A 23,387-nucleotide genomic window follows, 5' to 3' on the forward strand; every position below is an offset into this window, starting at 1 on the left:
GAGACGTCAGTTAGGTCGGGCGAGACGTCAGTTAGGTCGGCCGAGACGTCAGTTAGGTCGGCCGAGACGTCAGTTAGGTCGGCCGAGATGTCACCGCTGACGTCTCGCCCGACGGGGCTGACGTCTCGCCCGACGGGGCTGACGTCTCGCCCGACGGGCTGACGTCTCGCCTGACGGGGCTGACGTCTCGCCCGACGGGGCTGACGCCTCGCCCGACGGGGCTGACGCCTCGCCCGACGTGAGCGACGCCTCGGCAGAATGTGAGTGACGTTTCGGCGCGCAACGATGACGGCTCGGCAGTTTCCGATAGCGTGGCCGCGCCATGTTGGATCACATCAAAGGCTTCGTCCAGGGAGTCGTCCTTGCGCCCATCGTCCGGCTGTTCGTGGCGCTGAAGATCAGCCCCGATGTCGTGACGCTCGTCGGCACCGTCGGAGTAGCGGTCGGGGCGCTGGCGTTCTACCCGCGCGGCGAGCTGCTGGCCGGCACGATCTTCATCACCTGCTTCGTCTTCAGCGACCTGATCGACGGAGCGATGGCGCGTGCCGTCGGCCGTACGAGCAAGTTCGGTGCCTTCTGGGACTCCACCCTCGACCGGATCGGTGACGGCGCGGTCTTCGGTGGCCTGGCGCTCTACTTCGCCGGCCCCGGTGACTCCGACCTCTACCTCGCGCTGACCCTGTGGTGCGTGGTGATGGGCGCGGTCACCTCCTACGCCCGCGCCCGCGCGGAGTCGCTGGGCTTCACCGCCAATGTCGGCATCGCCGAGCGCGCCGACCGGCTCGTCCTCGTCCTGGTGCTGACCGGTTTCGCCGGCATCTTCGACCTCGACCTGCTCATCTACATCGCGCTCTGGATCCTCGCAGCGGCCTCGACCGTCACCGTCGGGCAGCGCGTCTGGACCGTCCGCCGCCAGGCCCTCGCCGAGGAGGCGGCGTCGTGACCAGGCCGACCGAGGCAGACGTACGTCTGGCCGCGGAGCTCGTCCGCGGCGCCGGCTCGCTCGCCGCGAAGATGCGCCACGCGGGCATCGGCGACTCGATCGAGACCAAGACCTCGGTCTCCGACCTCGTCACCGCCGCCGACAAGGCCGCCGAGAAGGCGATCGTCGACCGCCTCGCCACCGAGCACCCCGGCGACGGCATCCTCGGGGAGGAGGGCTCCACCCGCGAGTCGGCCACCGGACGCGTGTGGACCATCGACCCGGTCGACGGCACCTACAACTTCGTCCGCGGCCTCGACTGGTGGTGCTCGGCGCTGGCGCTGACCGACGGCGACGACCTGGTTCTGGGGGCGATCTACTCGCCGGCCGAGGACGCCGTCTACGTCGGTGGGCCCGAGCTGCCCACCACCCGCAACGGCGTCCGCCTCGACCAGGTGCTGGACACGCCGCTCGCGCTGGCCTGTCTGACGACCTACCTCCACCCGGCCAAGCTGAAGCATCCCGTGGGGGAGGCCTACGTCCGCGTGGCCAGCCAGGCCGCCTCCATCCGGATCCTCGGCTCCGGCTCGATGGACCTCACCGCGATCGCCCAGGGCAAGCTCCACCTCTTCTGCCAGCACTCCGTCCCCGACTGGGACCGCCTCCCCGGTGCCGCCCTCGTCCTCGGCGTCGGCGGCACGACCGCCCAGGTCGAGGCCGGCGGGGTCCTCTGGTCCCTGGCCGGCGCCCCGGCCGCGGTGGCCGAAGCGGTGGAAGCACTGGCCTCCTAGCAGTCCACTTTGGGAACAGTGGCCTGAGCAGGCCTTTCCGAGGGTGGCGTACGTCAGATCCCGACCTACGATCGCCTCATGGCAACAAGCACGAATGAGACGGGAACCTCGCGCGTCAAGCGCGGGATGGCGGAGATGCTCAAGGGCGGCGTGATCATGGACGTGGTCACCCCCGAGCAGGCGAAGATCGCCGAGGACGCCGGCGCAGTGGCGGTGATGGCGCTCGAGCGCGTCCCCGCCGACATCCGCGCCCAGGGCGGCGTGAGCCGCATGTCCGACCCCGACATGATCGACGGCATCATCGAGGCCGTCTCCATCCCGGTCATGGCCAAGGCCCGCATCGGCCACTTCGCCGAGGCGCAGGTGCTGCAGTCGCTCGGCGTCGACTACATCGACGAGTCCGAGGTGCTCACCCCGGCCGACTACGAGAACCACATCGACAAGTGGGCCTACACGGTGCCGTTCGTGTGCGGGGCGACCAACCTCGGCGAGGCCCTGCGCCGCATCACCGAGGGTGCGGCGATGATCCGCTCCAAGGGCGAGGCCGGCACTGGCGACGTCTCCAACGCGGTCACCCACATGCGTACGATCCGCCGCGAGATCCGCCGCCTCGGCGCGCTCGCCGACGACGAGCTCTACGTCGCGGCCAAGGAGCTCCAGGCCCCCTACGAGCTCGTCAAGGAGGTCGCCGCCAACGGCAAGCTCCCGGTCGTCCTCTTCACCGCGGGCGGCATCGCCACCCCGGCCGACGCCGCGATGATGATGCAGCTCGGCGCCGAGGGCGTCTTCGTCGGCTCCGGCATCTTCAAGTCCGGCAACCCGGCGCAGCGCGCCGAGGCGATCGTCAAGGCGACCACCTTCCACGACGACCCCGACGTCATCGCCAAGGTCTCCCGCGGTCTCGGCGAGGCGATGGTCGGCATCAACGTCGACGAGCCGGCCCGGTCGATCCAGTTCGCGGAGCGCGGCTGGTGACGACGGTCGGCGTACTCGCCCTCCAGGGCGACGTCCGTGAGCACCTCGCCGCGCTCGACCGTCTGGGGGTGAAGGGCACCTCCGTGCGGCGCAGGGAGGAGCTCGACGCGTGCGACGCCCTCGTCATCCCCGGAGGGGAGTCGACGGCGATGTGGCGCCTGGCCCGTACGTTCGAGCTGCTCGACCCGCTCCGTGACCGCGTCCGCACCGGGATGCCGGCGCTCGGCACGTGCGCCGGCATGGTCCTCCTGGCCGACCGCCTCCTCGACGGGGCGGAGGGCCAGAAGACCATCGGTGGGCTGGACATCACGGTCAGGCGCAACGCCTTCGGGCGGCAGACCGAGTCGTTCGAGACCGACCTGGAGGTCACCGGCCTCGAGGACACGGTCCATGGTGTCTTCATCCGGGCGCCCTGGGTCGAGGAGATCGGTGACGGCGTCGAGGTGCTGGCGAGCGTCGAGGGTCACCCCGTCGCCGTACGCCAGAACCAGCTGATGGCGACGAGCTTCCATCCCGAGGTCAACGCCGACGACCGGCTGCACCGGCTGTTCCTGGACACCTGCTGCTGACGGAGCGGCACACCGGGTAGTTACAATAGGCACCTGCTGCCCTGTGACGACTCCGGTGGCGGCTCGACAAGCACAGCGACGACGCGGGGCAAAGGACGGTTTTCAGATGAGCGGCCACTCCAAGTGGGCAACGACCAAGCACAAGAAGGCGGCGATCGACGCCAAGCGCGGCAAGCTCTTCGCCAAGCTCATCAAGACGATCGAGATCGCCGCCAAGACCGGCGGTCCTGATCCGGCCGGCAACCCGACCCTCTACGACGCGATCCAGAAGGCCAAGAAGCAGTCGGTCCCCAACGACAACATCGACCGCGCGGTCAAGCGCGGTGGTGGGCTCGACGGCGGCGGGGTCTCCTACGACACGATCATGTACGAGGTCTACGGCCCCCAGGGCGTCGCGCTCCTCATCGAGTGTCTGACCGACAACCGCAACCGGGCGGCCATGGAGGTCCGCACCGCGGTCACCCGCAACGGCGGCACCATGGCCGACCCCGGTTCGGTGAGCCGCCTCTTCGACCGCAAGGGCATCGTCGTGGTGGCGAAGTCCCAGGAGGGCAAGGAGGTCTCCGAGGACGACCTCCTCGAGGCCACCCTCGACGCCGGTGCCGAGGACGTCAACGACCTCGGTGAGTCCTTCGAGATCGTCTCCGACCCCTCCGACGTGGTCGCGGTCCGCACCGCGCTCCAGGACGCCGGCATCGACTACGACTCCGCCGAGGTCCAGTTCGTCGCGAGCATGGACATCCCGGTCGCCGACGCCTCGGCCGCCGAGAAGGTCTTCAAGCTCATCGACGCGGTCGACGACCTCGACGACGTCCAGAACGTCTTCTCCAACGCCGACGTCCCCGACGACGTCATGGAGACCGTCGACGCCTGACCCGCGTCGCCCTCCGCGCTGTCCACGTCCCCTTGCGAACCGGTTCATGCCCGGGGCGGATGGTGGGTACCCAGAAGGTCGCGCACCGCCAGCGGGGCGGGTTCGCGCTGGAAGGAGGACACGATGGGGTACGGCGTAGGAGCGACTCTGCTCGTGGTCGGGCTTATCCTGGCGCTGGCTGTGCACGTCTCGGTCAGTGGAGTCGATCTGACTCTGATCGGCTGGATCCTGACCGCTGTCGGAGCCGTGGTGCTGATCCTGACCGCTGTGACGCTGAACGCCGGCCGTCGCTCGCGCACCGTCGCGAGGCGGAGGCACGCGGACGGCACGGAGACCGTCGAGGAGCGGCGAACCGACTCCCTGTGAGCGCGGAGGACCTCACCAGCGACTCGGACGTCCCAAGCACGTTGCATCCTTCTGAATGAGGGTGTCGCGGCGCCGGAGGCAGCACCGGACAGGTAGTCTACGAACAGACGTTCGACACCCGGCCGGCTCGGTCGTTGTGGAAGAGGTGCTCCAGTGCGCGTGCTTGGGATCGACCCCGGCCTGACCCGGTGCGGGATGGGCGTGGTCGACGGCTCGCTGGGCAGGCCGCTGTCGATGGTGGATGTCGGCGTGATCCGCACCTCCGCCGATCTTCCCGTCTGGGAGCGGCTGGTGAGCATCGAGAAGGGCATCGACGCCTGGATCGAGGAGCACCGGCCCGACGCGGTCGCGATCGAGCGGATCTTCGCGCGCTCGAACGTCTCCACGATCATGGGTACGGCCCAGGCCAGCGGCCTCGCCATGGTCTGCGCGGCACGCCGCGGCCTCCCGGTCGCCCTGCACACGCCGTCCGAGGTCAAGGCCGCCGTCTCCGGCAGCGGCCGGGCCGACAAGGCCCAGGTCACCGCGATGGTGACCCGGATCCTGCGGCTCCCGACCCCGCCGAAGCCCGCCGACGCCGCCGACGCGCTGGCGCTGGCCATCACCCACCAGTGGCGCGGAGGCGCCCAGAACCGCATCGAAGCCGCGGTGGCCGCGGCCGGGAAGGCACGTAGATAGATGATCGCGTCCGTACGCGGCAAGGTCGCCGCCGTCAGTCTCTCCACCGCCGTCGTCGAGGTCGGCGGCATCGGCATCGAGCTGCTCTGCACGCCCAACACCCTGGCCACGCTCCGCACCGGCGAGGAGGCCCACCTGCCGACCAGCCTGGTCGTCCGTGAGGACTCGCTGACCCTCTTCGGCTTCACCGACACCGACGAGCGCACCCTCTTCGAGCTGCTCCAGACCGCCTCCGGCGTCGGCCCGAAGCTCGCCCAGGCGATGCTCGCGGTCCTCTCGCCCGACGGCATCCGGCTGGCCATCTCCACCGAGGACGCCAAGACCCTCACCAAGGTCCCCGGCATCGGCCAGAAGGGCGCCCAGCGCGTGATCCTGGAGCTCAAGGACAGGATCGGCGCGCCGACCGGCACCGCCTCCGCGCCCGCGGCCGCCCAGCCGGGCGCCGCCCCGTGGCGCGACCAGGTCACCGAGGCCCTCATCGGCCTGGGCTACAACGCCCGCGACGCCGACAAGGCCGTCACCGCCATCGAGCCGGAGGCCGGCGACCAGGCCAACATCTCGCTGCTCCTCCGGGCCGCCCTGCGCACGCTTTCCAAGGCATAGGAACCATGCACGAGGATGACCTGACCGCTGCCGAGGACGCCTACTTCTCCTCGCTGACGATCGCCGAGGCCGACGGGGACGACCGGGCCGTCGAGGCGGCGCTGCGCCCCAAGAGCCTCGACGAGCTGATCGGCCAGCAACGCGTCCGCGAACAGCTCAGCCTGGTCCTGGAGGCGGCGCGGCAACGCGAGCGAGCCCCCGACCACGTACTCCTGTCCGGGCCGCCGGGACTCGGCAAGACCACGCTCGCGATGATCATCGCCGCCGAGATGTCGGCGCCGCTGAGGATCACCTCCGGCCCCGCGATCACCCACGCCGGTGACCTGGCCGCGATCCTGAGCGGCCTCAACGAGGGCGAGGTGCTCTTCGTCGACGAGATCCACCGGATGAGCCGCCCGGCCGAGGAGATGCTCTACCTCGCGATGGAGGACTTCCGCGTCGACGTCGTCATCGGCAAGGGCCCCGGCGCGACCGCGATCCCGATCGACCTGCCGCCGTTCACGCTGGTCGGCGCGACCACCCGGGCCGGCCTCCTCCCGGGACCGCTCAGGGACAGGTTCGGCTTCACCGGCCACCTCGAGCTCTACGACCCGGCAGACCTCGAGCTGATCGTGCGCCGCTCCGCGGGCCTGCTCGAGGTCACCCTCCGCGACGACGGCGCACAGGAGATCGCCGGGCGCTCCCGCGGCACCCCGCGCATCGCCAACAGGCTGCTGCGCCGCGTACGCGACTATGCCCAGGTCAAGGCCGACGGCACGGTCACCCAGGAGGTCGCCCAGAAGGCGCTGGACCTCTACGAGGTCGACCCGCTCGGCCTGGACCGCCTCGACCTGGCTGTCCTCGACGCCCTGTGCCGGCGCTTCGGCGGCGGTCCCGTGGGCATCTCCACCCTCGCCGTCGCGGTGGGGGAGGAGCGTGAGACCGTCGAGGAGGTGGCCGAGCCGTTCCTGGTGCGCACCGGCTTCCTGGCCCGTACGCCGCGGGGCCGTGTCGCCACCCCGGCAGCATGGGAACATCTGGGGCTGCCGGTGCCGGCCAGCGCGGAGGCCGCGGCCTGGTCCAAGGACACGCTCTGGGATGAGGCCTGATTCACAGTCCCAACCAGGTGCCTGGTTAGACTTGCACGTCGCCGTGCGCCTGCCGGCGACCACTCAGACTGTCGGAGCCGAACCCCCGTGGAATTCCTTCCTTTTATCGTCATCATCGTCCTGTTCTACTTCTTGTTGATCAGGCCGCAGCAGAAGCGTGCGAAGCAGGCTCGTGAGCTCCAGCTCAACCTCCAGCCGGGTGACCGGGTGATGCTGACCGCCGGGGTCTTCGGCACCGTGACCGAGGTCGAAGAGACCACGACGAACATCAAGGTCGAGATCGCCGACGGCGTCGTCGTCCAAGTCGTGCGCCAGGCGGTGGCCCAGAAGGTCACCGAGGCGCCCGCGGACGAGGACGACGAGGCCGGCGACGACACCGAGCTCGAGGCCGCGGCCGACGAGACCTCTGCCGATGCCGAGAACGTCATCGTGGACCTCGACAAGAAGGACTGACCAACACATGGCACGCAAGACCGCGCGCCCCGGGCGGACGCTCGCACTGCTCTTCCTGGCGATCGCGATCATGTTCGGCGGCATTGCCTTCGCCGGCACCTGGAAGCCCGAGCTGGGCCTCGACCTCCGTGGCGGCACCGAGATCTCGATGACCGCCGAGAACTCCGAGGGTGGTTCGGTCCCGAAGGAGAGCCTCGACGAGGCCAAGGCGATCATCGACCAGCGCGTCAACGGCTCCGGCATCACCGGCGGCCGGGTGACCACCGAGGGCAACGACGTCATCAAGGTCTCCATCCCCGGCACCGGCAAGGTGCAGCAGAAGACCGCCGAGCGCGTCCGCCAGACCGCGAAGCTCCGCTTCCGCCTGGTCGCCTGCAGCCCGCAGAAGCAGTGCGGCTCGGCCGACGCCTCCGGCTCGATGGTGCAGGACCCCTCGACCGGCACCGTCCCCGGCACCTCGCCTCGCGCGCCGTTCGCCGGCGAGACCGCGAGCTCCTCGGAGACCGCGAGCGCTTCAGACAAGGCCTCCGACAAGGCCTCCGAGAGCGCCGACCCGAGCGCGAGCCCCTCGGCGAGCGCCAAGCCCGAGAAGCAGAACGACAACGCGGTCGTCAAGGTCGACGACGCGATCAAGTTCATGCGCAACGTGCCGCAGGAGTGGGCAACCGCCTACAGCTCCTTCACCTGTCCCGCCCCGGGCGCCGAGCCGGCCGAGGACATCCCCGGCAAGCCGCTGCTGACCTGTGACGAGGACGGCGTCCCCTACCTGCTGACCCCGGCGGTCATCGAGGGCACCGAGGTCGACGAGGCCTCCTACGGCATCCCGCAGCAGCAGGCCAACTACGTGGTGACCCTGGACTTCAAGTCCAAGGGCAACAAGGCCTTCGCCGACACCACCGGCGCGATCGCCGGCAGCGGCGAGCAGTTCGCGATCGTCCTGGACGGCAAGGTCATCTCCGCCCCGACGGCCGAGTCGCGGATCAGCGGCGGCGCCCAGATCAGCGGCGACTTCACCCAGGCGACCGCCGCGGCGCTGGCCAACAACCTGAAGTACGGCTCGCTGCCGCTCGACTTCCCCGAGGACGGCATCCAGACCCGGGTCATCGGCCCGAGCCTCGCCGGCAACCAGCTCTCCGCCGGACTCTGGGCCGGCCTGATCGGTCTGATCCTCGTGGTGATCTTCTCGGTGCTCTACTACCGGGCGATGAGCATCGTGGTGGTCGGCTCGCTGATCGTGGCGGGTGCCGGGACGTACGGGATGATCCTGCTGCTCAGCGAGACCGCCGGCGTCACCCTGGACCTTCCGGGCGTGGCCGGTCTGATCGTCGGTATCGGCATCACCGCCGACTCCTTCATCATCCTCTACGAGAGGATGCGTGACGACATGCGTGAGGGCCGCTCTATGCGGGTGGCCGTCGACACCGCCTGGGTCCGGGCCCGCAACACGTGCCTGGCCTCCGACGGCGTCTCCTTCCTGGCCGCGTTCGTGCTCTACGTCTTCGCGACCAACGAGGTCAAGGGCTTCGCGTTCATGCTCGGCCTGACCACGCTCATCGACGTGCTGGTGTTCTTCTGGTTCACCCACCCGATGACCAAGCTGATGGCCGGCTGGGGCTTCTTCAACAAGGGCCACGTGCTCTCCGGCATGGACAAGCGCGCAATCGGCACCGTCGACGCCCCCAAGGGCACCACTCTGGTCGGAGGCAAGGCCTGATGAGCAAGTTCTCCTTCTCCCGCCTCGGCAAGGAGCTCTACACCGGCGAGAAGTCCTTCGACTTCGTCGGACGCCGGATGGTCTGGTACGCCGCGTCCGCGGTCGTGCTCGTCGCCGTCGTCCTAGGTGTCTGGCTCCAGGGCATCAACCTCGGCATCGACTTCACCGGCGGCACGCGTTACACCGTCACCGTCGCGCACGCCGACCAGAAGCTCGCCGACGATCTACGTGCGGCTGTCGGTGACACCGCGGTCGAGGCCGCCGACGGCGCCACCGTGCGCACCTCCGGCAGCAAGTCGATCGTCATCGAGACCAAGGCGATCGCCGACAACTCCAAGGCCGACGACTCGATCATGGAGGCCATCACCAAGACCGCCGACGTGGCCGACGACGACGTCAGCCGCACCGGTATCGGCCCGAGCTGGGGTCAGCGGGTCGCCTCCAAGGCGGGTCTCGCGCTGGGCATCTTCCTGGTCGGCGTGGTCCTGTTCATCTGGATCTACTTCCGGGAATGGAAGATGTCGGTCGCGGCCGTCGTCGCCCTGGCCCACGACGTGGTGATCACGGTCGGCGTCTACGCGATCGTCGGCTTCGAGGTGACCCCGGCGACCGTCACCGGCTTCCTGACGATCCTCGGCTACTCGCTCTACGACACCGTGGTGGTCTTCGACAAGGTCAAGGAGAACACCCGCAACCTGTCGCAGAAGAGGCAGACCTACGCCGCCGCGGCCAACCTGGCGATCAACCAGACCCTGGTCCGCTCGATCAACACCTCGATCATCGGCCTGCTGCCCGTCGTCGCGATCCTCTACGTCAGCACCGTCCAGCTCGGCACCTCCTCGCTGAAGGACATCTCGCTGGTCCTCTTCATCGGTATGGCCGTCGGCACCTACTCCTCGATCTTCATCGCCACCCCGCTGCTGGTGCACCTGAAGTCGAAGGAGAAGGACGTCCTCGACGCCGAGAAGCGCGCCGCCGCGCGGATGAAGGAAGCCGACAAGTACGCCGCGGTGCCGGTCTTCGACGAGGGCATGGCCGTCGCCGACGGTGAACCGGACGAGCTGCGCGAGTCGCCTGCGGACCTCCACGAGGCCGGCGTGAGCCGGGGAACCAGCCCCAACACCTCCGCGACCGGCCGGGGCCGCAACGTACCCGACCAGCACCGCGCGGTCAGCGACAGCCGTGCCGCCGGGCGCCCGCAGCCCAAGCGCGAGTCGAGGTCGAAGCGCAAGTGACGGTCTCCGAGACGGCCGCAGGCGGCCGGTCGCTGGAGGAAACCCTCGAGCGGCTGGTCGCCGACGTGCCCGACTTCCCCGAGCCGGGCGTCGGGTTCAAGGACATCACCCCGTTGCTGGCCGACCACGCCGGGTTCGCCCAGGTGGTCGAGGCGCTCGCCGCTCCGGCGCGCGACGCCGACGGTGCCGTGACCGTCACCAAGGTGCTCGGCATGGAGTCGCGCGGGTTCATCCTCGGTGCCCCCGCCGCCCTGCACCTCGGCGTCGGCTTCGTGCCCGTGCGCAAGGCCGGCAAGCTGCCGCGCGAGACCCACGCGGTCTCCTACTCGCTGGAGTACGGCGAGGCCACCCTGGAGATCCACACCGACGCGGTCGCGCCGGGGGAGCGGGTGCTGGTCATCGACGACGTGCTCGCCACCGGCGGCACCGCGGCGGCCACGATCGAGCTCGTCGAGCGCTGCGGCGGCGTCGTCGCGGGCGTCTCGGTCCTGCTCGAGCTCGGCTTCCTCGACCCGCGCAGCAAGCTGCCGGACACTCCGGTGCACTCGCTGTTGGTCAGTTGACAGGTCCATCATGCAGGTGCCGTCCTAGCCAATGTTCCGGGTGCGGCCGGTAGACTCGGTACATGGCAGAGGATCGCATCGTCGCGCAGCCTCGTGCGCACAACATCGAGGCCCGGGAGAGCAGTGGCCCGGCCCCGTCGGGCCGTAGCGTACGTGCGCGTCTGGCCCGGATCGGCGGACGCGGCGCCCCGGGCAATCCTGTGCTGGAGCCGCTCTTCCGGGCGGTCCGCTCCAACCACCCGAAGGCCGACCTGGCGCTGCTCGAGCGGGCCTACGTCACCGCTGAGCGCCTCCACGGCACGCAGATGCGCAAGAGCGGCGACCCCTACATCACCCACCCGCTCGCGGTGACCACGATCCTCGCCGAGCTCGGCATGACCGAGCCGACCCTGGTGGCGGCTCTGCTGCACGACACCGTCGAGGACACGCCCTACACGCTCAAGGAGCTCACCCGCGACTTCGGCGAGGAGGTGGCCCACCTCGTCGACGGCGTCACCAAGCTCGACAAGGTCACCTACGGCGACTCCGCGCAGGCCGAGACGATCCGCAAGATGGTCGTGGCGATGTCGCGCGACATCCGGGTGCTGGTGATCAAGCTGGCCGACCGCCTGCACAACATGCGTACGCTGCGCTACGTCCCGCAGAAGAGCCAGGAGCGCAGTGCGCGCGAGACGCTCGACATCTATGCGCCGCTGGCCCACCGGCTCGGCATGAACACGATCAAGTTCGAGCTCGAGGACCTCGCCTTCGCGACCCTCTACCCGAAGATGTACGACGAGCTCGTCCGCCTCGTCGCCGACCGCAATCCCTCGCGGGAGAAGTTCCTGGCCCAGGTCATCGACCAGGTCGAGCGAGACCTGCACGAGGCCCGGATCAAGGCGACCGTCACCGGCCGGCCGAAGCACTACTACTCGATCTACCAGAAGATGATCGTCGGCGGTAAGGACTTCTCCGACATCAACGACCTGGTCGGCATCCGGATCCTGGTCGAGGACGAGCGCGACTGCTACTCCGTCCTCGGCATCCTGCACTCGCGATGGAACCCCGTCCTGGGGCGGTTCAAGGACTACATCGCGATGCCGAAGTTCAACATGTACCAGTCGCTGCACACCACCGTCATCGGGCCGCAGGGCAAGCCGGTCGAGCTGCAGATCCGCACCTTCGCGATGCACCGCCGCGCCGAGTTCGGTGTGGCCGCGCACTGGAAATACAAGGAGGACGGCCGCAACGGTGTCGACACCGACCGGCCGATGGACAACGACATGAGCTGGGTCAAACAGCTCATGGACTGGCAGTCGGAGGTCAACGACCCCGGCGAGTTCCTGGAGTCGCTGCGCTTCGAGATGAAGCGCACCGAGGTCTACGTCTTCACGCCCAAGGGCGACGTGATCGCGCTGCCCGCGGACTCGACCCCGGTCGACTTCGCCTACGCCGTCCACACCGAGGTCGGCAACAAGACCATCGGCGCCCGGGTCAACGGACGTCTGGTGCCGCTGGAGTCGACGCTGGAGAGCGGCGACGTCGTCGAGGTCTTCACCTCCAAGTCGCCCAACGCCGGCCCGTCGAAGGACTGGGCCTCCTTCGTCAAGTCCAACCGGGCCAAGGCGAAGATCCGGCAGTGGCACACCCGGGAGCGCCGCGACGAGGCCATCGAGAAGGGCCAGGACGCGATCGCGCGGCTCATGCGCAAGGAGGGCCTGCCCCTCAAGCGGCTGATGTCGCGCGAGTCGCTCATGCTCGCCGCCGACCACTTCGACCTCGCCGACGTCGACGCGCTCTACGCCGCGGTCGGCGAGAGCCACCTCTCCGCCCAGGCAGTCGTACGCCGCGTCATCGAGGACCACGGTGGCGACGACGGTGCCGCCGAGGATCTCGCCGAGGCCATCAACGTCGGCCGCAGGCGCCACGGCAAGGTCTCCGCCACCAACTCCGACGCCGGGGTGATCGTCAAGGGGTCACCGGACGTCTGGGTCAAGCTCGCCAAGTGCTGCACCCCGGTGCCCGGCGACGACATCCTCGGCTTCGTGACCAAGGGCGGGGGCGTCTCCGTCCACCGCACCGACTGCACCAACGCCGCCGAGCTCCGCTCCCACCCCGAGCGGCTGCTCGAGGTCGAGTGGGGCTCCACCTCCAACTCGGTCTTCCTGGTCAACATCCAGGTCGAGGCCCTCGACCGGGCCCGGCTGCTGTCCGACATCACGATGGCGCTCTCCGACGCCCACGTGAACATCCTCAGCGCCCAGCTCACCACCACCCGCGACCGCGTCGCGAAGTCCCGGTTCTCCTTCGAGATGGCCGACTCCAAGCACCTCGACACCGTCTTGAAGCAGGTACGCACCGTTCCCGGCGTCTTCGACGCCTACCGCGTCACCCAATAGGAAAGTGAGCATCTCGTGGACCCGTTCACCTGGTTTCTGATCGCCCTGGGAGTCGTGATCGTCGGCGTCGTCGTGTGGAGGGCGGTGAGAAAGCCGTCGCGAGGCGTCGACGAAGCGATCGCGAACCGGAACAGGGCCCAGGCCCTGGGGAACGCGGAATACTACGGCGGCGGTGGCCACGGCGCCCCGCACCAACCCGGTCAGAACATCCAGCCGCCTTCTGGCGGATTCTGAACCCACGACACGTGGCCATCCACTGAAGGAGCCTGGGCCTCCTCGAGCATGGCGACTCGATCGTTGTCTCTGTAACAGATGCGCGCCTTCTCGGGCGCCTCGGAGAGGAAGCACGGCATGTTCACCTGGATCCTCATCATCGGCGGCGTACTCCTCCTGCTGGGGCTGGCCTGGGCCACGTTCGGCAAGGGTTCCCGGGGTATCGACGACGAGAACATACGCAACATCAAGCGCGACAACGTGGCCAGGGGCGACTACTTCGGCGGTGGAGGCGGATTCTGACCCGAAAACGAGAGGTGGGTTCCCGGTGATCCGGGAACCCACCTCTCGACAGATCAGCTGAAGTCGGCGCTGGCGCGCTTGGCCATCTCCAGGAACTGACGACGGGACTCGAGGTTCTCCTCGAGGGACTTGACCTTGCGGTCGTCGCCTGCGGAGCGAGCCTTGTCGAGGTCCTTCTCGACCTGGGCGATGGCCTCCTCGAGCTTGGCGATCATGTCGTCGGCCCGGGCGGACTTCTCCGGGTCGGACTTGCGCCACTGGTCGTCCTCGGCGGACTTGATGGCCTGCTCGACCTTGCGCATCGCGCCCTCGAGCTCCTTGATCCGGTCGCGCGGGACCTTGCCGGCCTCGTCCCAGCGGTCGGCGATGTCGCGGAAGGAGCGCTTCACCGCGTCGAGGTCCTCGCCCTTCTCCAGCAGCGGGAGCAGCTCCTGCGCCTCGGCGAGGAGCCCCTCCTTCACCACGGCGTTCTGGGCGAACTCGGCGTCGAGGGCCGCGTTGGCGGCGTCACGGGCACCGAAGAAGACGTCCTGGGCGGCCCGGAACTGCTTCCAGAGCTTGTCGTCGACGTCCTTGGGAGCCGGGCCGGCGGCCTTCCAGTCGCGCATCAGGTCGCGGTAGCGCCCGGCGGTGGGGCCCCAGTCGGTCGAGGTGGAGAGCTGCTCGGCCTCGGCGATGATCCGCTCCTTGATCACCTTGGCGTCCTCGCGCCGGGCGTTGAGCTCGGCGAAGTGCGCCTTGCGCCGCCGGGTGTAAGCGGTGCGGGCCGTCGAGAAGCGCCGCCACAGCGCGTCGTCGGAGCCACGGTCGATGCGGGGGAGCGCCTTCCACTGGTCGAGGAGCTCGCGCAGCCGGTTGGCCCCGTTGCGCCAGTCGTTGCTCTGGGCCAGCTTCTCGGCCTCGGCGACGAGGGCCTCCTTGGCCACCTTCGCCTCGGCCGCCTTCGCGGCCCGCTCGGCCTTGCGGGCCTCGCGCTGGGTGGCGATGACCGGGCCCAGGGCCTCCAGCCGCGCCACCAGCGAGGCCAGGTCGCCGACCGCGTTGGCATCGGTCACCTTCTCGACGACGGTCTTCACCGCCGCCGTCGCCTCGTCGGGCGACGTCTTCCCCGCATGCACGCGCCGCTCGAGCTGCTCGACCTCGAAGGCGAGCTGGTCGAACCGGTTGGTGAAGAAGGCAAGCGCCTCCTCCGGCGTGCCTTCCGGGTATTGCCCCACGGAACGCTCGCCCTCTGCGGTCTTCACGTAGACCGTTCCGTCTTCCTCGACCCGACCCCACTGCTCGCTGGTCACAATGTCCCTACTCTTCGCATGAGGCGCTAACCTCTTATGAAATCTCCCCCGCCGGACACCGTGCTCGTCACAGTCCCGGTCGGCTCAACTTGCAGGTCCCCGTGGTGTCCCGACACACCTCGGGATGCCCATCGTAGTCAGACGCCACGATGCGGCGCTGCACTGTACCGCTGGATAGGGTGTTTCTCGTGTTGATCGCAGGCTTTCCCGCCGGTCCGTGGGGCACCAACTGCTACGTCGCCGCCACCGGTCCGGGCACCGAGTGTGTCGTGATCGACCCCGGGAAGGACGCCGCGAAGGGGATCGAGGAGATCGTCCGCGAGCAGCGCCTCAAGCCGGTCGCCGTGCTCCTCACCCACGGCCACGTCGACCACATGTGGTCCGTGACCCCCGTCAGCAGGACGTACGACTCCACGGCCTGGATCCACCCCAACGACCGTCACCTCCTGGCCGATCCGCTCCAGGGCATCTCGCCGGAGTCGGCGCAGATGCTGCTCGGCATGCCGGAGGGGACCTACGACTTCGTGGAGCCGGACGACGTCCGCGAGCTGAGCGACGGTCAGGCCATCGACCTGGCCGGGATGAGGTTCCTGATCGACCATACGCCCGGGCATACCGAGGGGTCGGTCACCTTCCGGACTCCCTACCCCGACCACGCCGAGGTCAGTGACGTGATGTTCTCCGGCGACCTGCTCTTCGCGGGCAGCATCGGGCGTACGGACCTCCCCGGCGGTGACCACGCCACGATGCTGCAGTCCCTGACCACCAAGGTGCTGCCCCTCGCCGACGACATCGTGGTGCTCCCCGGCCATGGCGAACAGACCTCCATCGGGCGCGAGCGCGCCACCAACCCGTTTCTTCAGGACCTGATCACCACATGAACAAGCCAACTCCTCTCTCCGGATTCCCGGAGTTCCTCCCGAGCCAGCGCGTCGTCGAGCGCGAGGTCATCGAGACTCTGAGCCGCACCTTCGAGCTGCACGGCTTCGGCAACATCGAGACGCGCGCCGTCGAGCCGATGGACCAGCTGCTGCGCAAGGGCGACACCAGCAAAGAGGTCTACGTCCTCAAGCGGCTCCAGGAGCAGGACGAGTCCCGAGACAAGGGGATGGGGCTCCACTTCGACCTCACCGTCCCCTTCGCCCGCTACGTGCTCGAGAACGCCGGCAAGCTGGAGTTCCCCTTCCGCCGCTACCAGATCCAGAAGGTCTGGCGCGGGGAGCGCCCGCAGGAGGGCCGGTTCCGGGAGTTCGCGCAGGCCGACATCGACATCGTCGGTCGCGACACGCTGCCGTTCCACCACGACGTCGAGGTCGCCCGGGTCATGCTCGAGGCCCTCGGCAAGCTGACCTTCCTGCCCGGTTTCACGCTCCAGGTCAACAATCGCAAGCTGATCCAGGGCTTCTACGCCGGCCTCGGCGCCCCCGACGTCGAGGAGACCATGCGGCTCATCGACAAGCTCGACAAGATGCCGGCCACCGACGTCGGCAAGCTGTTGGTCTCCGAGGCCGGGCTGAGCGACGAGCAGGCCGCCAAGTGCCTCGAGCTCGCCACGATCACCGCCACCGACGACTCCTTCGTGGAGAAGGTCCGCGGCCTCGGTGTCGAGAGCGAGCTGCTCGAGGAGGGCCTGTCCGAGCTGGCCACGCTGATCAACGCCACCGCGCCGCTCAACACCGGGTCCGTACGCGTCGTGGCCGACCTGAGCATCGCCCGCGGGCTGGACTACTACACCGGCACCGTCTTCGAGACCCGCCTGGACGGCTACGAGTCCCTGGGGAGCATCTGCTCCGGTGGCCGCTACGACGCGCTCGCCAGCGACGGGAAGACCACCTACCCGGGCGTCGGGATCTCGCTCGGCGTCAGCCGCGTCCTGGTGCCTCTCGTACAGAAGGGCGTGCTCGACGGGGACCGCAAGGTCCCGAGCACCGTGCTGGTCGCGGTCGCCGACGAGGAGAGCCGCGCGAGCGCCGATGAGGCGGCCCAGGCGCTGCGCGGCCACAATGTTGCCTGCGAGGTCTCGCCCAACGCCGCCAAGTTCGGCAAGCAGATCCGCTTCGCGGAGCGCCGCGGCATCCCGTACGTCCTCTTCGCCACCGAAGGCGGCTACGAGATCAAGGACATCCGCACCGGCGACCAGGTCCCGGCCGACCCGGCCACCTGGACGCCCCAGAACGAGAGCGACCTGAAGCCCCAGGTCGTCGCGAACAACGAGGAGAAGAAGTGATCCGCACCCACGACGCCGGCACCCTGCGTGCCGAGCACGTCGGCCAGACCGTGACCCTCGCCGGCTGGGTAGGCCGCCGACGCGATCACGGCGGGGTCGCGTTCCTCGATCTGCGTGAGGCCAGCGGCGTGGTCCAGGTCGTCGTCCGTGACGAGGAGATCGCCCACGCGCTCCGCAACGAATACTGCATCAAGGTCACCGGCGAGGTCGTCGCGCGCACCAGCGAGAACGTCAACGACAAGCTCCCGACCGGCGAGATCGAGGTCGTCGCCAAGGACCTCGAGGTCCTCAGCGCCGCCGCACCTCTCCCGTTCCCGATCGACGATCACGTCGAGGTCGGCGAGGACGTACGCTTCAAGCACCGCTACCTCGACCTGCGCCGCACCGCTCCCGGCAACGCCATCCGTCTGCGGTCGAAGGCCAACCAGGCCGCCCGCGAGGTGCTCGCCGGCCACGACTTCGTCGAGATCGAGACCCCGACGCTGACCCGCTCGACCCCCGAGGGTGCCCGTGACTTCCTGGTCCCGGCCCGTCTGCAGCCGGGCTCGTGGTACGCGCTGCCGCAGTCGCCGCAGCTGTTCAAGCAGCTGCTCATGGTCGGCGGCATGGAGCGCTACTACCAGCTCGCCCGCGCCTACCGCGACGAGGACTTCCGCGCCGACCGGCAGCCGGAGTTCACCCAGCTCGACATCGAGATGAGCTTCGTCGAGCAGGACGACGTGATCGCGCTCGGCGAGGAGATCGTCGCGGCGCTGTGGAAGCTGATCGGCTACGACGTGCCGCTCCCGCTGCCGCGGATGACCTACGCCGACGCGATGGCCAAGTACGGCTCGGACAAGCCCGACCTGCGCTTCGGCATCGAGATCACCGAGTGCACCGACTACTTCTCCGAGACGACCTTCCGCGTCTTCCAGGCGCCCTACGTCGGCGCCGTGGTGATGCCGGGTGGCGCGAGCCAGCCGCGCCGTCAGCTCGACGGCTGGCAGGAGTGGGCCAAGCAGCGTGGCGCCAAGGGCCTGGCGTACGTCCTGGTCCAGGAGGACGGCTCGCTGACCGGTCCGGTCGCCAAGAACCTCTCCGAGACCGAGGCCGCCGGCCTGGCCGCGCACGTCGGTGCCAACCCCGGCGACTGCATCTTCTTCGCCGCCGGCGCGCCCAAGTCGAGCCGATCGCTGCTCGGCGCCGCCCGCCTGGAGATCGGCAACCGCCTCGACCTGCGCAAGGACGGCGACTGGAGCTTCCTGTGGGTCGTCGACGCGCCGCTGCTCGAGCCGGCCTCCGAGGCGGTCGAGTCCGGTGACGTCGCGGTCGGCGCGGGGGAGTGGACCGCGGTCCACCACGCTTTCACCAGCCCGCAGGACGTCGAGGCCTTCGACAAGGACCCCGGCAACGCGCTCGCCTGGGCCTACGACATCGTCTGCAACGGCAACGAGATCGGCGGCGGCTCGATCCGTATCCACCGCGAGGACGTCCAGAAGCGGGTCTTCGACCTGATGGGCATCGGCGAGGAGGCGGCCGAGGAGAAGTTCGGCTTCCTGCTCGAGGCGTTCAAGTTCGGCGCCCCGCCCCACGGCGGCATCGCCTTCGGCTGGGACCGTGTCGTCGCCCTGCTCGCCGGCACCGACTCGATCCGCGACGTCATCGCGTTCCCGAAGACCGGCGCCGGCTACGACCCGCTCACCGCCGCCCCGGCACCGATCACCCCCGAGCAGCGCAAGGAGGCGGGAGTCGACGCGCCTCGCGCAACTCCTTCGACCGAGGCCAAGACCGAACCCACGGCCTGACCGACAGCGCAGAGAAACGAAGAGTCCCCGCGGCCGTTCTTCCGGCCCCGGGGACTCTTCGCGCTATCAATCACCTCACGGTGCTTGCTGACCTCGAAGCTCATCCGGTGCACGCTCAGGGCAGCTCTGACTGCGCTGGAAGCCGATCTCGGCCAGGGGAGCCTGCGCCGAAGACTCTTGCGCCGGGGGCTTCGATCACGGAAAGCCCTGCGGAGGAGTGTCGAGGCGCGGATGAAATCGGATCGTTACCCCACTAGGGCGCACGCTTCGGAAACCATCACATAGAGTTCGAGCGACGGAGTCGCCGCTCCGTTTCTAAGGTTGTCCTAGATTGAGGTGAGCATGACCACGCCCGGCACTCAGGTCGAGATCAGCGAGATTGCTGTCGAGACCGCGGCAACTGTGACTGGCCCGGTGGTCAGCAAGTCGCCGACCCAGTTGGCGATGGCACGGTTCCGTGCGGACAAGCTATCGATGTTTTCGTTCTACGTGGTCGTGTTCTACGTGATCGCCGCTATCGCTGCACCCATCCTGGTTGCTACTGGCGTGCTCGATCCCTTCACTCCGCACCAGGACCTCATCGACGAGCAGAGCCTCCCGTTGCATCCCTTCGGTGGCATCTCGCTGGAGCACCCGTTCGGGGTCGAGCCGCGCATCGGCCGCGACTCGCTGAGCCGGATCTGGTACGGGATCAGCTTCTCGCTGAGCATCTCCGTGCTGGCCACGCTGATCGCCGTCGTCATCGGGGTGGTCCTGGGCATCGTCGCCGGCACTTCCGGCGGCTGGATCGACGCGATCATCGGTCGCTTCATCGACCTGACCCTGGCCTTCCCCCAGACGCTCATGCTGCTGGCGCTGTCGAGTGTGGCGGTGGCCTTCATCACCACCGTGCTGAACGTGCCCGAGGGTCCGTCGGCCCAGTTCGTCTACGTGGTCTCGATCCTGGGCCTCTTCGGGTGGACGAGCACGGCGCGCATTGTGCGTGGTCAGGTGCTGTCGATCCGCGAGCGGGAGTTCGTCTATGCCGCCCGGCTGCTCGGCGCTCGGCCCGGGCGGATCTACTTCAAGGAGATCCTGCCGAACCTGTGGGCGCCGATCCTGGTGCAGTTCACGCTGATCATGCCCGCGTTCATCTCGGCCGAGGCGGCGCTCTCCTACCTGGGCGTCAGCGTGCGGCCGCCGACGCCGACGCTGGGCAACGTGCTGACCGACTCGCTCAGCTTCATGTCGGACAACTTCACCTACTTCATCATCCCGGCGGTCCTGATCGCGCTGATCGTCGTCTGCTTCAACCTTCTCGGAGATGGCCTGAGGGACGCATTGGACCCGAAGTCAGGTCGATGAGCGCAGCGGTCCGCTCACACAATCCTGCCGACGTCGTCGGCGCAGAACGTGCGGCAGTGTGTCGCGCATCCCAAGGAGGACACGATAATGGGAAGTAAGTTGAGGAGTGTTGTCGCCGTCGCGGCGTCCGCAGCACTCGGACTCAGCCTCGCGGCTTGTGGGTCGGGGTCCGATTCGGACTCCGGCACCAGCGCCGAGGGCACCAAGGGTGGCACGCTGAACTATCTGCTCGGCTCGCCGTGGGAGAGCATGGACCCGCAGCGGATCTACCTGGGTGTTCAGCTGTCGAGCTTCCGCCGCACGGTCTACCGCGGCCTGGTGGCGTTCCCGATGGCAGAGGACGAGAAGGAAGGCAACACCCCCGTTGCTGACCTTGCCACGGACACCGGCACCCCGAACGAGGACTCCACCGAGTGGAAGTTCACGCTCAAGGACGGCATCAAGTGGGAGGACGGCTCCGACATCACGTGTGAGGACTTCCGCTACGGCGCCTCCCGTGTGTTCGCGAACGACGTCATCACCGGTGGCCCGAACTACATCCTGAGCTACCTCGACGTTCCGCAGAAGGACGGCGTGCCGACCTACCCCGGTCCGTACAAGGCGACCGACGCTCAGCAGGCCGAGTTCGACAAGGCCATCGAGTGCGACGGCAAGAACATCACCTACCACTTCAACAAGCCTTGGGCGGACTTCCCGCTCGCCGCGGCCAGCCTGATGTCGACGGACCCCTACAAGGAGTCCGAGGACGAGGGCGCCAAGAGCCTGTGGAAGGTGTTCGCCAACGGCCCCTACAAGGTCGAGGGTGGCGTCTGGGACAAGAACAAGGGCGCGAAGCTCGTTCGTAACGAGAACTACGACGAGAAGACCGACGACCCGGACAACCTGCGCAAGGCGCTGCCGGACGAGATCGCCTTCTCGATCGACGGCTCCGACGAGGCTGCCGAGACGATCAACCGTCGTCTTGTCGCCGACGCCGGCGACGACCAGACCGCGATCACCGCGTCGCGTCTGCCGTCCTCGATGATCTCGCAGGTCTCCGGCCCGGTCGAGGAGCGTTACAAGAACGTCGAGTCGCCGTACGTCAACTACCTGGTGCCCAACGCCAAGACGGTCACCAACGTCAAGGTCCGTCAGGCGATCGCCGCCGCGGTCGACAAGACCGGCTACATCAAGGCCCTCGGTGGCGAGAAGTACTCCGCTCCCGCGACGACCCTGATCAACCCGTCGGTCACCGGCTCCACGCCGAACCCCGCCTTCGCGGACATCGACGAGGCCGGCGACGTCGAGGCGGCCAAGGCTCTCCTCGCCGAGTCCGGTGAGAAGACGCCTTACCCGCTGAAGGTCACCTACCAGCAGAGCCCGACCAGCGACGCTGCGTTCGCGGTGCTGAAGGCCAAGTGGGACCAGGCTGGCTTCAAGGTCACGCTCGACCCGCTGACCGACACCTACTACGACGTCATCGGCAAGCCCGACAAGGACTCCGACGTCATGTGGGGTGGCTGGGGTGCTGACTGGCCGTCGGCCAACACGGTGCTGCCGCCGCTGTTCGACGGTCGTCCGAACATCTCGGCGACCAACTGCAACAACGACTACGGCTGCTACAACAGCAAGGCGTTCAACGCCAAGGTCGACGAGGCCGCCAACGCGACCGACCTCGACGCGCAGACCAAGGCGCTCCAGGAGGCCGACGCGGTCCTGGGCGAGGAGGTCGCGTACATCCCGCTGGACATCTCCAAGTTCAACTGGCTCCACGGGTCCAAGGTGACCGGGTTCACCACCACGCCGGCATCGAGCTCGTACCCCGAGCTGGGGCTCATCGGCGTCAAGCAGTGATCCTCGACTGAGGTTCACAGAGCAACACCATTGCTAGTAGCGGGTGGCCGCGAGAGTGGCCACCCGCTACCAGTAGACACGTCAAACGACGTGCATCGCCCAGGCCGACTCAGGCCGAGGCGTTCTGAATCAGACTTGTGAATGGGAGTTCGTCCGATGTGGGCATACGTCGTGCGCCGGTGTCTGATAGGGGTCATCCTTATTCTGGCGATGACGCTGGTCACCTTCGCACTGTTCTTCGCTACGCCGATCGACGCCGCGCGCTACGCGTGCGGCAAGAACTGCAGCGAGGAACAACGCAATATCACTCGTGCAGCGCTGGGGTATGACAAGCCCGTTGTTGAGCAGTGGGCCGGTTTCATCCAGGGACTGTTCGTGGGCCGTGACTTCCCGCTGGACGAGTCCCAGCGCGAGGCCGCGCCGGACCAGGTCACGCACTGTGGCGCTCCGTGCCTGGGCTACTCGAGCTTCAACGCGAAGACGATCAACGAGCTGGTCGCCGACGCCCTGCCCGTCACGGTGTCCCTCGCCATCGTCGCGTTGGTGCTGTGGCTGATCGGCGGTGTGCTCTTCGGCATCATGGCCGCGATCAACCAGGGCTCCTTCCTGGATCGCGGTATCGTCGGCGCCACGCTGGTGATCTACGCGTTCCCCAGCTTCGCGATCGCGGTCTTCCTGCTCAACTACGTCGCCATCAAATGGGGAGTGTTCCCCTATCCGAAATACACGGAGATCGCAGACGGTGGCGTGTTCGAGTGGTTCGGAAATCTCCTTCTTCCTGCGGTCACGCTGGCTCTGCTCTTCCTCGCCGGCTATGTCCGGATGACCCGTGCCTTCGTGCTCGAGTCGCTGACCGAGGACTACATCCGCACCGCGAACGCGAAGGGCCTCAGCCAGGGGAAGGTCGTCTTCAAGCACGCCCTGCGGGCAGCCCTGACGCCCCTGGTGACCATGGCAGGACTCGACTTCGCAACCTTGCTGGGTGGGGCGATCATCACCGAGCGAGTGTTCAACTATCCAGGCCTCGGGCTTCTGACGATCCAGGCGAACGCTGCCTCCGACCTGCCGGTGATGGTCGGCGTCGTGCTGCTCGCCGGTTCGTTCGTCATTCTCGCGAACATCATCGTCGACGTTCTCTATGCCGTTATCGACCCGCGCGTGCGCGTCGCCTGAGGAGGGATC

The 23,387-nt window shown here is 68.2% G+C and carries 23 protein-coding genes; 22 read left to right on the forward strand and 1 reads right to left on the reverse strand.

The features are described 5' to 3' along the window. Positions 1-322: 322 nt before the first annotated feature. The 16 genes from pgsA (at position 323) to UG56_RS28145 (ending at position 13,725) form a co-directional block, all read left to right on the forward strand. The gene (gene pgsA / locus UG56_RS00005) at positions 323-943 is read left to right on the forward strand and encodes a phosphatidylinositol phosphate synthase (protein WP_045551732.1); all 621 of its coding nucleotides are present in this window, start codon (positions 323-325) and stop codon (positions 941-943) included. Beyond that, positions 940-1,713: an inositol monophosphatase family protein gene (locus UG56_RS00010; protein ID WP_045551733.1), complete on the forward strand. Its 774-nt coding sequence runs from the start codon at positions 940-942 to the stop codon at positions 1,711-1,713. Before pgsA ends, UG56_RS00010 begins: the two co-directional genes overlap by 4 nt. Before the next feature lie 78 nt (positions 1,714-1,791). After that, complete coding sequence (gene pdxS / locus UG56_RS00015; protein WP_045551734.1) at positions 1,792-2,688, forward strand: pyridoxal 5'-phosphate synthase lyase subunit PdxS; 897 nt, start codon at positions 1,792-1,794, stop codon at positions 2,686-2,688. Continuing rightward, positions 2,685-3,257 carry a pyridoxal 5'-phosphate synthase glutaminase subunit PdxT gene (gene pdxT, locus UG56_RS00020; RefSeq protein WP_045551735.1) on the forward strand — a complete coding sequence of 191 codons (573 nt, stop codon included), beginning with the start codon at positions 2,685-2,687 and terminating at the stop codon, positions 3,255-3,257. Before pdxS ends, pdxT begins: the two co-directional genes overlap by 4 nt. 106 nt (positions 3,258-3,363) lie before the next feature. Next, positions 3,364-4,131 carry a YebC/PmpR family DNA-binding transcriptional regulator gene (locus UG56_RS00025; protein WP_045551736.1) on the forward strand — a complete coding sequence of 256 codons (768 nt, stop codon included), beginning with the start codon at positions 3,364-3,366 and terminating at the stop codon, positions 4,129-4,131. A gap of 123 nt (positions 4,132-4,254) precedes the next feature. Continuing rightward, the gene (locus UG56_RS00030; protein WP_045551737.1) at positions 4,255-4,497 is read left to right on the forward strand and encodes a DUF6458 family protein; all 243 of its coding nucleotides are present in this window, start codon (positions 4,255-4,257) and stop codon (positions 4,495-4,497) included. A gap of 153 nt (positions 4,498-4,650) precedes the next feature. Next, complete coding sequence (gene ruvC / locus UG56_RS00035) at positions 4,651-5,175, forward strand: crossover junction endodeoxyribonuclease RuvC (protein ID WP_045551738.1); 525 nt, start codon at positions 4,651-4,653, stop codon at positions 5,173-5,175. Continuing rightward, positions 5,176-5,778, forward strand: coding sequence for a Holliday junction branch migration protein RuvA (gene ruvA / locus UG56_RS00040; RefSeq protein ID WP_071326800.1), 603 nt, complete (start codon positions 5,176-5,178; stop codon positions 5,776-5,778). 5 nt (positions 5,779-5,783) lie between these two features. Beyond that, complete coding sequence (gene ruvB / locus UG56_RS00045) at positions 5,784-6,866, forward strand: Holliday junction branch migration DNA helicase RuvB (protein ID WP_045548804.1); 1,083 nt, start codon at positions 5,784-5,786, stop codon at positions 6,864-6,866. Positions 6,867-6,953: 87 nt separating this feature from the next. Next, positions 6,954-7,319 carry a preprotein translocase subunit YajC gene (gene yajC / locus UG56_RS00050; RefSeq protein ID WP_045548805.1) on the forward strand — a complete coding sequence of 122 codons (366 nt, stop codon included), beginning with the start codon at positions 6,954-6,956 and terminating at the stop codon, positions 7,317-7,319. Positions 7,320-7,326: 7 nt separating this feature from the next. Continuing rightward, positions 7,327-9,033, forward strand: a complete 1,707-nt coding sequence (gene secD, locus UG56_RS00055; RefSeq protein ID WP_045548806.1) for a protein translocase subunit SecD — start codon at positions 7,327-7,329, stop codon at positions 9,031-9,033. Further along, positions 9,033-10,268 carry a protein translocase subunit SecF gene (gene secF, locus UG56_RS00060; protein WP_045548807.1) on the forward strand — a complete coding sequence of 412 codons (1,236 nt, stop codon included), beginning with the start codon at positions 9,033-9,035 and terminating at the stop codon, positions 10,266-10,268. The genes secD and secF overlap by 1 nt, the downstream gene beginning before the upstream one ends. Further along, positions 10,265-10,831 (forward strand): adenine phosphoribosyltransferase, encoded by a 567-nt coding sequence (locus UG56_RS00065; protein ID WP_084100226.1) that lies wholly within the window; start codon positions 10,265-10,267, stop codon positions 10,829-10,831. Before secF ends, UG56_RS00065 begins: the two co-directional genes overlap by 4 nt. Positions 10,832-10,893: 62 nt before the next feature. Beyond that, positions 10,894-13,209 carry a RelA/SpoT family protein gene (locus tag UG56_RS00070; RefSeq protein ID WP_084100229.1) on the forward strand — a complete coding sequence of 772 codons (2,316 nt, stop codon included), beginning with the start codon at positions 10,894-10,896 and terminating at the stop codon, positions 13,207-13,209. 15 nt (positions 13,210-13,224) lie between these two features. Next, complete coding sequence (locus tag UG56_RS00075) at positions 13,225-13,443, forward strand: hypothetical protein (RefSeq protein ID WP_045548809.1); 219 nt, start codon at positions 13,225-13,227, stop codon at positions 13,441-13,443. A gap of 117 nt (positions 13,444-13,560) precedes the next feature. Further along, complete coding sequence (locus tag UG56_RS28145; RefSeq protein WP_177191387.1) at positions 13,561-13,725, forward strand: hypothetical protein; 165 nt, start codon at positions 13,561-13,563, stop codon at positions 13,723-13,725. Between the two features lie 53 nt (positions 13,726-13,778). On the opposite strand, the gene UG56_RS00085 is transcribed toward UG56_RS28145, so the two are convergent. Further along, positions 13,779-15,017 carry a DUF349 domain-containing protein gene (locus UG56_RS00085; protein ID WP_045548811.1) on the reverse strand — a complete coding sequence of 413 codons (1,239 nt, stop codon included), beginning with the start codon at positions 15,015-15,017 and terminating at the stop codon, positions 13,779-13,781. Between the two features lie 188 nt (positions 15,018-15,205). Here UG56_RS00085 and UG56_RS00090 point away from each other — a divergent pair, with 188 nt between their 5' ends. From UG56_RS00090 to UG56_RS00115, 6 genes are all read left to right on the forward strand, one after another. After that, entirely contained in the window at positions 15,206-15,898 is a 693-nt protein-coding gene (locus UG56_RS00090) for an MBL fold metallo-hydrolase (protein ID WP_045548812.1), read from the forward strand. Further along, positions 15,895-17,244, forward strand: coding sequence for a histidine--tRNA ligase (gene hisS / locus UG56_RS00095; protein WP_045548813.1), 1,350 nt, complete (start codon positions 15,895-15,897; stop codon positions 17,242-17,244). Before UG56_RS00090 ends, hisS begins: the two co-directional genes overlap by 4 nt. Then, positions 17,241-19,028, forward strand: a complete 1,788-nt coding sequence (gene aspS, locus UG56_RS00100; protein WP_045548814.1) for an aspartate--tRNA ligase — start codon at positions 17,241-17,243, stop codon at positions 19,026-19,028. The genes hisS and aspS overlap by 4 nt, the downstream gene beginning before the upstream one ends. A 342-nt stretch (positions 19,029-19,370) precedes the next feature. Beyond that, positions 19,371-20,372 carry an ABC transporter permease gene (locus tag UG56_RS00105; RefSeq protein ID WP_052693537.1) on the forward strand — a complete coding sequence of 334 codons (1,002 nt, stop codon included), beginning with the start codon at positions 19,371-19,373 and terminating at the stop codon, positions 20,370-20,372. An 87-nt stretch (positions 20,373-20,459) separates the two neighbouring features. Beyond that, positions 20,460-22,205, forward strand: a complete 1,746-nt coding sequence (locus UG56_RS00110; protein WP_045548815.1) for an ABC transporter substrate-binding protein — start codon at positions 20,460-20,462, stop codon at positions 22,203-22,205. Between the two features lie 156 nt (positions 22,206-22,361). Then, positions 22,362-23,378, forward strand: coding sequence for an ABC transporter permease (locus UG56_RS00115; RefSeq protein WP_045548816.1), 1,017 nt, complete (start codon positions 22,362-22,364; stop codon positions 23,376-23,378). Positions 23,379-23,387: the final 9 nt, after the last annotated feature.

The organism is Nocardioides luteus, from assembly GCF_000960475.2.
In the GTDB taxonomy this organism is placed as follows: domain Bacteria; phylum Actinomycetota; class Actinomycetes; order Propionibacteriales; family Nocardioidaceae; genus Nocardioides; species Nocardioides luteus_A.